General features: G+C 63.8%; 6 protein-coding genes. 2 read left to right on the top strand and 4 right to left on the bottom strand.

The window, feature by feature from the left end; genetic code table 11:
• Positions 1–65 precede the first annotated feature (65 nt).
• Together IAE39_RS21825 and ypfJ are read right to left on the bottom strand one after the other, a co-directional pair.
• Positions 66–1,985, bottom strand: coding sequence for a HAMP domain-containing methyl-accepting chemotaxis protein (locus IAE39_RS21825; RefSeq protein WP_201206436.1), 1,920 nt, complete (start codon positions 1,983–1,985; stop codon positions 66–68).
• A gap of 274 nt (positions 1,986–2,259) precedes the next feature.
• On the bottom strand, positions 2,260–3,153 hold the full coding sequence (gene ypfJ / locus IAE39_RS21830) for a KPN_02809 family neutral zinc metallopeptidase (RefSeq protein WP_201206437.1): 894 nt from the start codon (positions 3,151–3,153) through the stop codon (positions 2,260–2,262).
• Between the two features lie 227 nt (positions 3,154–3,380).
• On the opposite strand from ypfJ, the gene pcaH reads away from it, so the two are divergent.
• Together pcaH and pcaG are read left to right on the top strand one after the other, a co-directional pair.
• A complete protein-coding gene (pcaH, locus tag IAE39_RS21835; RefSeq protein WP_012274188.1) occupies positions 3,381–4,100 on the top strand; it encodes a protocatechuate 3,4-dioxygenase subunit beta in 720 nt (239 codons plus the stop codon).
• A 10-nt stretch (positions 4,101–4,110) separates the two neighbouring features.
• Positions 4,111–4,716, top strand: coding sequence for a protocatechuate 3,4-dioxygenase subunit alpha (gene pcaG / locus IAE39_RS21840; protein ID WP_201206439.1), 606 nt, complete (start codon positions 4,111–4,113; stop codon positions 4,714–4,716).
• A 151-nt stretch (positions 4,717–4,867) separates the two neighbouring features.
• On the opposite strand, the gene trmA is transcribed toward pcaG, so the two are convergent.
• Entirely contained in the window at positions 4,868–5,953 is a 1,086-nt protein-coding gene (gene trmA / locus IAE39_RS21845) for a tRNA (uridine(54)-C5)-methyltransferase TrmA (RefSeq protein WP_201206441.1), read from the bottom strand.
• On the bottom strand, positions 5,950–7,245 hold the full coding sequence (locus IAE39_RS21850) for an NCS2 family permease (protein ID WP_056801600.1): 1,296 nt from the start codon (positions 7,243–7,245) through the stop codon (positions 5,950–5,952). The genes trmA and IAE39_RS21850 overlap by 4 nt, the downstream gene beginning before the upstream one ends.
• Between the last annotated feature and the right edge of the window lie 300 nt (positions 7,246–7,545).

Below are 7,545 nucleotides of genomic sequence, written 5' to 3' on the forward strand. Positions count from 1 at the left end.
GTGCAGATCTTGAAGATTGCGCTGCACCTGTGGGAGCGGGTTTACCCGCGAATTCTTTCTGTCGGTCAGACGCGGAACTGGCTGACCAACGTCTGCAACTGCCCGCCCAGGCGCGCCAGCTCGACACTGGACGCAGCCGTCTCATCACTGGCCGCCGCCGTCTGCTCCGACACATCACGCACATTCAGGATGCTGCGGCTGATCTCTTCAGCCACCGCACTCTGCTGCTCGGCCGCCGCAGCAATCTGCTGGTTCATCGACTGAATGCTCGACACCGTGCCGGTAATGTTCTCCAGCGATACTCCGGCCTTGCGCGCCAGTTCGACGCTGCTGTCGGTCAGGGTGCGGCTGCCTTGCATGGCGTTGGCCACTTGCTGGGTGCCATGCTGCAGGCTGGCAATCAGCTCTTCGATCTCTTCGGTGGACTTTTGCGTGCGTTGCGCCAGGCCGCGCACTTCGTCGGCAACCACGGCAAAACCACGGCCCGCCTCACCCGCCCGCGCCGCTTCGATCGCCGCGTTCAGCGCTAGCAGGTTGGTCTGTTCGGCGACCGACTTGATCACGTCCATCACGCTGCCGATCTTCTGGCTTTCCTGTTGCAGCAGGTTCATGGCCTCGGTGGAGCGGTGCATGTCTTCGGCCAGGCGCTCGATCTGGCCAATCGCCTCACCCACCACGCGGTCGCCGGCACGGGCTTCGTCATCGGCTCCGGTGGCGGCGTGCGAGGCCTGTTCGGCATTGCGCGCCACTTCCTGAACGGTGGCGGCCATTTCGTGCATGGCGGTCGCCACCTGGTCAGTCTCGACCTTCTGGCTGTTGGCGCCGGCGCTGGTCTGCTCGGTCACGGCCGACAGCTCTTCGGCGGCGCTGGCGATCTGGGTGACGCCATCGCGAATGCCGGTGATCAGGTCGCGCAGGGTGGTGCCCATGCGTGCGATGCCTTGCTGCAGTACGCCCAGTTCGTCGCGGCGCGTGACGCGCAGGTCGTGAGTCAGGTCGCCGCTGGCGATCTTCTCCACGGCTGCAAGGGTGTCACGCAACGGGCGGGTGATCTGGCGGGTGATCAGCACCGCTGCCAGCACACCCACCAGCAACGCCAGCAGCGTGGCGATGGCTTGCAGGCTGCGGGCCTGGGTACTTTCGATGTCGCGGCGCTCCAGCTGGATCTGGTACAGCGCGTCGCTGCGCTTGACGATGTCGGCACCTTGCACGGTCATTTCGGCGCGCGAGGTGGTGATGTTGGCGACTGCGTCGCGGAACTGGCGCACGGCGTCGCGGTAGGCCAGCACTGCGCTTTCGAACTGCTGCAGGCGTGCGCTTTCGCCAGGCAGCTGGCGCTTGAGGTTATCGGTGTCGGCCAGTGCCGCGTCCAGCTGGCGCAGGGCGGCCTGTTCGTTGGCGGCACTGTTGTCGGCAATGTAGCCACGCACGTCGATGCGCACTTGCAGCAGTTGCTGGCGGGCCTTGCTGATCAGCTGGTACTGGGCCAGGCGCATGCTGTCGGCCTCGGGGCGTGCCATCACTTCCTGGCTGAGCACGTCCATGGCCTGGTCGGCGCGGCTGGCCGAGCTGTCCATTGCGCTACGTGCGGTGCGGGTGGCGTCGTAGCCCTGGCGCATCTTGTTCAGCGACAGCTTGTAGGCGCTGATGGTTTCGCCCAGTTCGCCCAGCAGCTTGATGTTCTCAGGGCTCTTGAAGGTGCGGGCCAGGTAGGCCTGCTGCTTGCTGAAGGCGTCCAGCTTGGCCTGGGTGTTGGCGGCTGCGGCATCGTCGCCGTTGGCGATCATGTACTGCAGGCGCGCGATGCGCAGGTCGGTGAGGTCCTTGTTCAGCTGGCCGATGTCACCCATCCAGTTGCTGCGGTCGATCAGGCTGCCCAGGCTGGTCCAGCCGGTCAGGGCCAGCAGGCCGGTAAGGATCAGCACCAGGCCGAAGCCCAGGCCGAGTTTGAGGTTGACGCTGATGTTGGCGAACCAGCTGTTCATGCACGCTCTCCAGAAGTAGTTTTCGCTCTCTTGATCTTCGATCGCCAGGCGTTGTTGTTCTGGATGCCCGCTGACTCGTGCAGGGGTTATCGGCAATGATGGGGGAAGCTGAAACGCTTTTTCAGCAGATTTGTAACCTGTTGAATCTGAATGGCTGGCAGGCTGCTGCGCAGCCATTCGCGGGTGAACCCGCTCCCACAGGTACAGGGTCAACCTCAAGGCGGGCGCCGGGCCTGTGGGAGCGGGTTCACCCGCGAATGGGCATCATGCGGTCTTAAAGGTTACGCGCACTGAAGGTATCGCAGCTGTTGACCTCGCCCTGGGCAAACCCGGCCTTGAACCAGCGTACCCGCTGCGCCGAGGTGCCATGGGTGAACGAGTCCGGTACCACGCGCCCGCGACCTTGCTGCTGCAACCTGTCATCACCAATGGCATTGGCCGCGTTCAGCGCTTCCTCGACATCACCCGGCTCCAGCCAGTTCAGGCGCTTCTGCGCCTGGTAGGCCCATACCCCTGCCAGGCAGTCGGCTTGCAGCTCCTGGCGCACCAGCAGGCCGTTGTCGCCCTCCATGCGCTGGCCGCTTCGGCGTGCGGCATCGACCTTGGCCGAAACCCCCAGCAGGGTCTGCACATGGTGGCCGATTTCATGGGCGATCACGTAGGCCTGGGCGAAATCGCCAGCGGCAGCAAAGCGGGTTTCCATTTCACGGAAGAACGACATGTCCAGGTACACCCGCTGGTCGGCCGGGCAGTAGAACGGCCCGACCGCCGCCGACGCAAAGCCACAGGCCGAATTGACCTGGCCACTGAACAACACCAGTTTGGGGTCGCGGTACTGCTTGCCGGCTTCCGCGAACAGGGCCTTCCAGGTGTCTTCGGTGTCGCCCAGCACCGAGGCGACGAACTCGGCCTGTTCATCATTGGCTGGCGGCGCCTTGCCGCCGGCACCACTCGGAGCCGTCTGGGTTTGCTGCTGCTCCATCTGGCCAGCGAGCTGGCCAAGTATCTGCAGCGGGTCCTGCCCGGTTAGCCAGCCGATACCGACAATCAGCAGGATCGCCCCGAGCCCCAGCCCTTTGCCGCCGCCGAAACGCATGCCGCCGCCACCGCCACCTTCGCCTCGGGCATCGACCACGTTGTCGCTGCGTCGGCCTTTTCGCCATTCCATGAAAGCGCTCCAGAGCGTGAAACAAGAAGACAAATATTAGTTCAGGTGAGCCAATGGTGACAGGTGAAGGGACTAATCCATAACCTTTTGGTTATGTATCGGGTAGTCGATTTCAATATTCATCGCGCGCGACCTGCCGGAAACTGTATGTAGGAGCGGGCTTGCCCGCGATTGGGCTTCAAACCAGCCCCCTGCGCATCTCCATAATTCCAAGAGAGGAAACCGGCATGCCCGCACAGGACAACAGCCGCTTCGTGATCCGTGATCGCAACTGGCACCCGAAAGCCCTTACGCCTGACTACAAAACGTCCATTGCCCGCTCGCCGCGCCAGGCACTGGTTAGCATCCCGCAGTCGATCAGCGAAACCACCGGCCCCGATTTTTCCCACCTGGGTTTCGGTACCCACGACCATGACCTGCTGCTGAACTTCAACAACGGTGGCCTGCCGATCGGCGAGCGCATCATCGTTGCCGGCCGCGTCGTCGACCAGTACGGCAAGCCTGTGCCGAACACCCTGGTGGAGATGTGGCAAGCCAACGCCGGCGGCCGCTATCGCCACAAGAACGACCGCTACCTGGCACCGCTGGACCCGAACTTCGGTGGCGTCGGCCGCTGCCTGACCGACCGTGACGGCTACTACAGCTTCCGCACCATCAAGCCGGGCCCGTACCCATGGCGCAACGGCCCGAACGACTGGCGCCCGGCGCACATCCACTTCGCCATCAGCGGCCCGTCGATTGCCACCAAGCTGATTACCCAGCTGTACTTCGAAGGTGACCCGCTGATCCCGATGTGCCCGATCGTCAAGTCGATCGCCAACCCTGAAGCCGTGCAGCAGTTGATCGCCAAGCTCGACATGAGCAACGCCAACCCGATGGACTGCCTGGCCTACCGCTTCGACATCGTGCTGCGCGGCCAGCGCAAGACCCACTTCGAAAACTGCTGAGGACCCCGCCATGCCAATCGAACTGCTGCCGGAAACCCCTTCGCAAACCGCCGGCCCCTACGTGCACATCGGCCTGGCCCTGGAAGCGGCCGGCAACCCGACCCGCGACCAGGAGATCTGGAACCGCCTGGCCAAGCCGGACGCACCGGGCGAGCACATTCTGCTGCTTGGCCAGGTATACGACGGTAACGGCCACCTGGTGCGTGACTCGTTCCTGGAAGTGTGGCAAGCCGACGCCAATGGCGAGTACCAGGATGCCTACAACCTGGAAAACGCCTTCAACAGCTTTGGCCGCACCGCAACCACGTTCGACGCCGGTGAGTGGACCCTGCACACAGTCAAGCCGGGTGTGGTGAACAACGCCGCTGGCGTGCCGATGGCGCCGCACATCAACATCAGCCTGTTTGCCCGTGGCATCAACATTCACCTGCACACGCGGTTGTATTTCGATGACGAAGGCCAGGCCAACGCCAAGTGCCCGGTGCTGAACCTGATCGAGCAGCCGCAGCGCCGTGAGACGCTGATTGCCAAGCGTTGCGAAGTGGATGGGAAGACGGCGTATCGCTTTGATATCCGTATTCAGGGGGAAGGGGAGACGGTGTTCTTCGACTTCTGAGTGGAGCCTGGGGCCGCGTTGCGGCCCATTCGCGGGGCAAGTCCGCTCCTACATTGATCGGTGTGGGCCGTTGTGTATCGGCGAACGCAGGGCATTGTAGGAGCGGGCTTGCCCCGCGAAGGGCTGCAAAGCAGCCCCGGCTATCTAAAGCCTAGCGCCGAACCAGCAACACCCCACTCTCCATATGGTGGGTATACGGGAACTGGTCAAACAACGCACAACGCTCGATGCGGTGGGTGTCCTGCAACTGGGCAATGTTCGCCGCCAGCGTCTCCGGGTTGCACGAGATATACAGGATCCGCTCGAAACGCCGGGTCAGCTCGCAGGTATCCGGGTCCATCCCCGCACGCGGCGGGTCGACGAACACCGTACCGAAGTCATAGCTTTTCAGGTCAATGCCTTCCAGCCGGCGGAATGGCCGCACCTCGTTCAGCGCCTGGGTCAGCTCTTCAGCCGACAAGCGCACCAGTCTCACGTTATCCACAGCGTTCTCGTCGAGGTTGCTCAACGCGGCATTGACCGACGTCTTGCTGATCTCGGTGGCCAGCACCTGGCGCACGCGGGTGGCCAGTGGCAGGGTGAAGTTGCCGTTGCCGCAATACAGCTCCAGCAGGTCGTCCTCACGCTCGCCAATTGCCTCGAAAGCCCAGCTCAGCATCTTCTGGTTCACCGCGCCGTTGGGCTGGGTGAAGGCGCCTTCCGGCTGGCGATAGCTGAACACACGGCCAGCCACGTCGAGTTTTTCCACCGCGTAGTCGCGGCCGATCACCAGGCGCTTGCCCTTGGAGCGGCCAATCACGCTAACGCCCAGCGCCTCGGACAGTTGCCGTGCAGCCACTTCCCAGGCCTCGTCCAGCGGGCGGTGGTAGCACATGGTGATCATGGCGTCGCCAGCCAGGGTGGTAAGGAACTCCACCTGGAACAGGCGGTTGCCCAGTTCTTCGCTGGCCTGCCAGGCTGCCTTCAGGCGCGGCATCAGTGCGTTGATGCGCTGGCTGGCAATCGGGAAGTCGTCGATCAGGATCGCCTTGTGCTTTTCGCCCGGGGCGAACATGGCGTAGTGGCGCTGGCCATCCTCGCGCCACAGGCGGAACTCGGCGCGTAGGCGGTAGTGCTCGCGCGGCGAGTCGAAAACAGCCGGCTCGGGCGCGCCGAACGGCGCCAGCAGCTCGCGCAGCCGGGCTACCTTGGCGTCCAGCTGGGTGGCGTAGGAGGAGGGGTCGAAAACAGCACTCATGCGTTGAACCAGCCCAGCTTGATGACGAACAGGATGGAAAGGATCACCAGGGCCGGGTTCAGGTCGCGGTGGCGGCCGGAAATCAGCTTGACGGCGGTCCAGGAGATGAAGCCGAAGGCGATGCCGTTGGCGATCGAGTAGGTCAGCGGCATGGCAAGGGCGGTTACCACCACCGGTGCGGCTTCGGTGACATCGTCCCAGTTTATTTCTGCCAGGCCCGAAGCCATCAGCACCGCGACGAACAGCAGTGCCGGGGCGGTGGCGAAGGCTGGTACGCTACCGGCCAGCGGTGCGAAGAACAGCGCCAGCAGGAACAGCACGGCGACCACGATGGCAGTAAGGCCGGTGCGGCCACCAGCACTCACGCCTGCGGCAGACTCGATGTAGCTGGTGGTGGTCGAGGTGCCCAGCAGCGAACCGGCCATGGCGGCGGTGCTGTCGGCGATCAGCGCACGGCCCATCTTCGGCATGTGGCCGTCCTTGCCCATCAGCCCGGCGCGCTTGGCCACGCCGATCAGGGTGCCGGAGTTGTCGAACAGGTCGACGAACAGGAAGGCGAAGATCACGCTGACCAGGCCCACGTCCAGCGCGCCGGCAATGTCCAGCTGCAGGAAGGTCGGTGCCAGCGATGGTGGCATGGAGACGATGCCGCCAAATGGCGTCACGCCCATCACGATCGAGGCGATGGTCACCGCCAGGATGCCGATCAACACGGCGCCGCGCACTTTCAGCGACTCCAGGCCGACGATCAGGAAGAAGCCCAGGGTGGCAAGGATCGGCGCCGGTTGCTTGAGGTCGCCCAGGCCCACCAGGGTGGCCGGGTTATCGACGACGATACCAGCGTTATGCAGGGCGATCAGTGCCAGGAACAAGCCGATACCGGCGGCAATGGCCGAGCGCAGCGGCAGCGGGATGCTGTTCACGATCCATTCGCGGATGCGGAAGATCGACAGCAGGAAGAACATCACCGCCGACAGGAACACCGCGCCCAGCGCCACCTGCCAGGTGTGGCCCATGTGCAGCACCACGGTGTAGGTGAAGAACGCGTTCAGGCCCATGCCTGGCGCCAGGGCGATCGGGTAGTTGGCGATCAGGCCCATGGTGGTGGAGCCGATGGCCGCAGCCAGGCAGGTGGCGACGAAGATTGCCCCCTTGTCCATGCCGGTCTCGCCGAGGATGCTCGGGTTGACGAACAGGATGTAGGCCATGGCCAGGAAGGTAGTGACGCCCGCGAGAATCTCGGTGCGCACGTTGGTGTTGTGTGCTCTTAGTTGAAACAGCCTTTCCAGCATTCCCGCTCCCCAAGGCGCCCTGGCGCCATGAATGTATCGACCCCATCAGCAAAGCACAGACCGTACCGGTTGCCGTGGTTTTGTGTGGGGCGGAAAAAAGCCGCGCATCATACCAGCATGCTTGGCGGGGGCCTATGGCCGTTGGGGAATGGGTTCGCTGTAGCCTGTACCGGCCTCTTCGCGGGTAAACCCGCTCCCACAGTTAACGCACCGCCCGTGGCCCCTGTGCTGAACCTGTGGGAGCGGGTTTGTTCTGGTCAAGTTTTTCCGGACACCGATTACGGTGATCAAGCCGCCTGC

Source organism: Pseudomonas sp. S37, from assembly GCF_016658545.1.
Classification (GTDB): domain Bacteria; phylum Pseudomonadota; class Gammaproteobacteria; order Pseudomonadales; family Pseudomonadaceae; genus Aquipseudomonas.

Coding starts and splice junctions, on each gene's coding strand:
- IAE39_RS21825 (WP_201206436.1), bottom strand. CDS start 1,985: ATGAACAGCTGGTTCGCCAACATCAGCGTCAACCTCAAACTCGGCCTG.
- ypfJ (WP_201206437.1), bottom strand. CDS start 3,153: ATGGAATGGCGAAAAGGCCGACGCAGCGACAACGTGGTCGATGCCCGA.
- pcaH (WP_012274188.1), top strand. CDS start 3,381: ATGCCCGCACAGGACAACAGCCGCTTCGTGATCCGTGATCGCAACTGG.
- pcaG (WP_201206439.1), top strand. CDS start 4,111: ATGCCAATCGAACTGCTGCCGGAAACCCCTTCGCAAACCGCCGGCCCC.
- trmA (WP_201206441.1), bottom strand. CDS start 5,953: ATGAGTGCTGTTTTCGACCCCTCCTCCTACGCCACCCAGCTGGACGCC.
- IAE39_RS21850 (WP_056801600.1), bottom strand. CDS start 7,245: ATGCTGGAAAGGCTGTTTCAACTAAGAGCACACAACACCAACGTGCGC.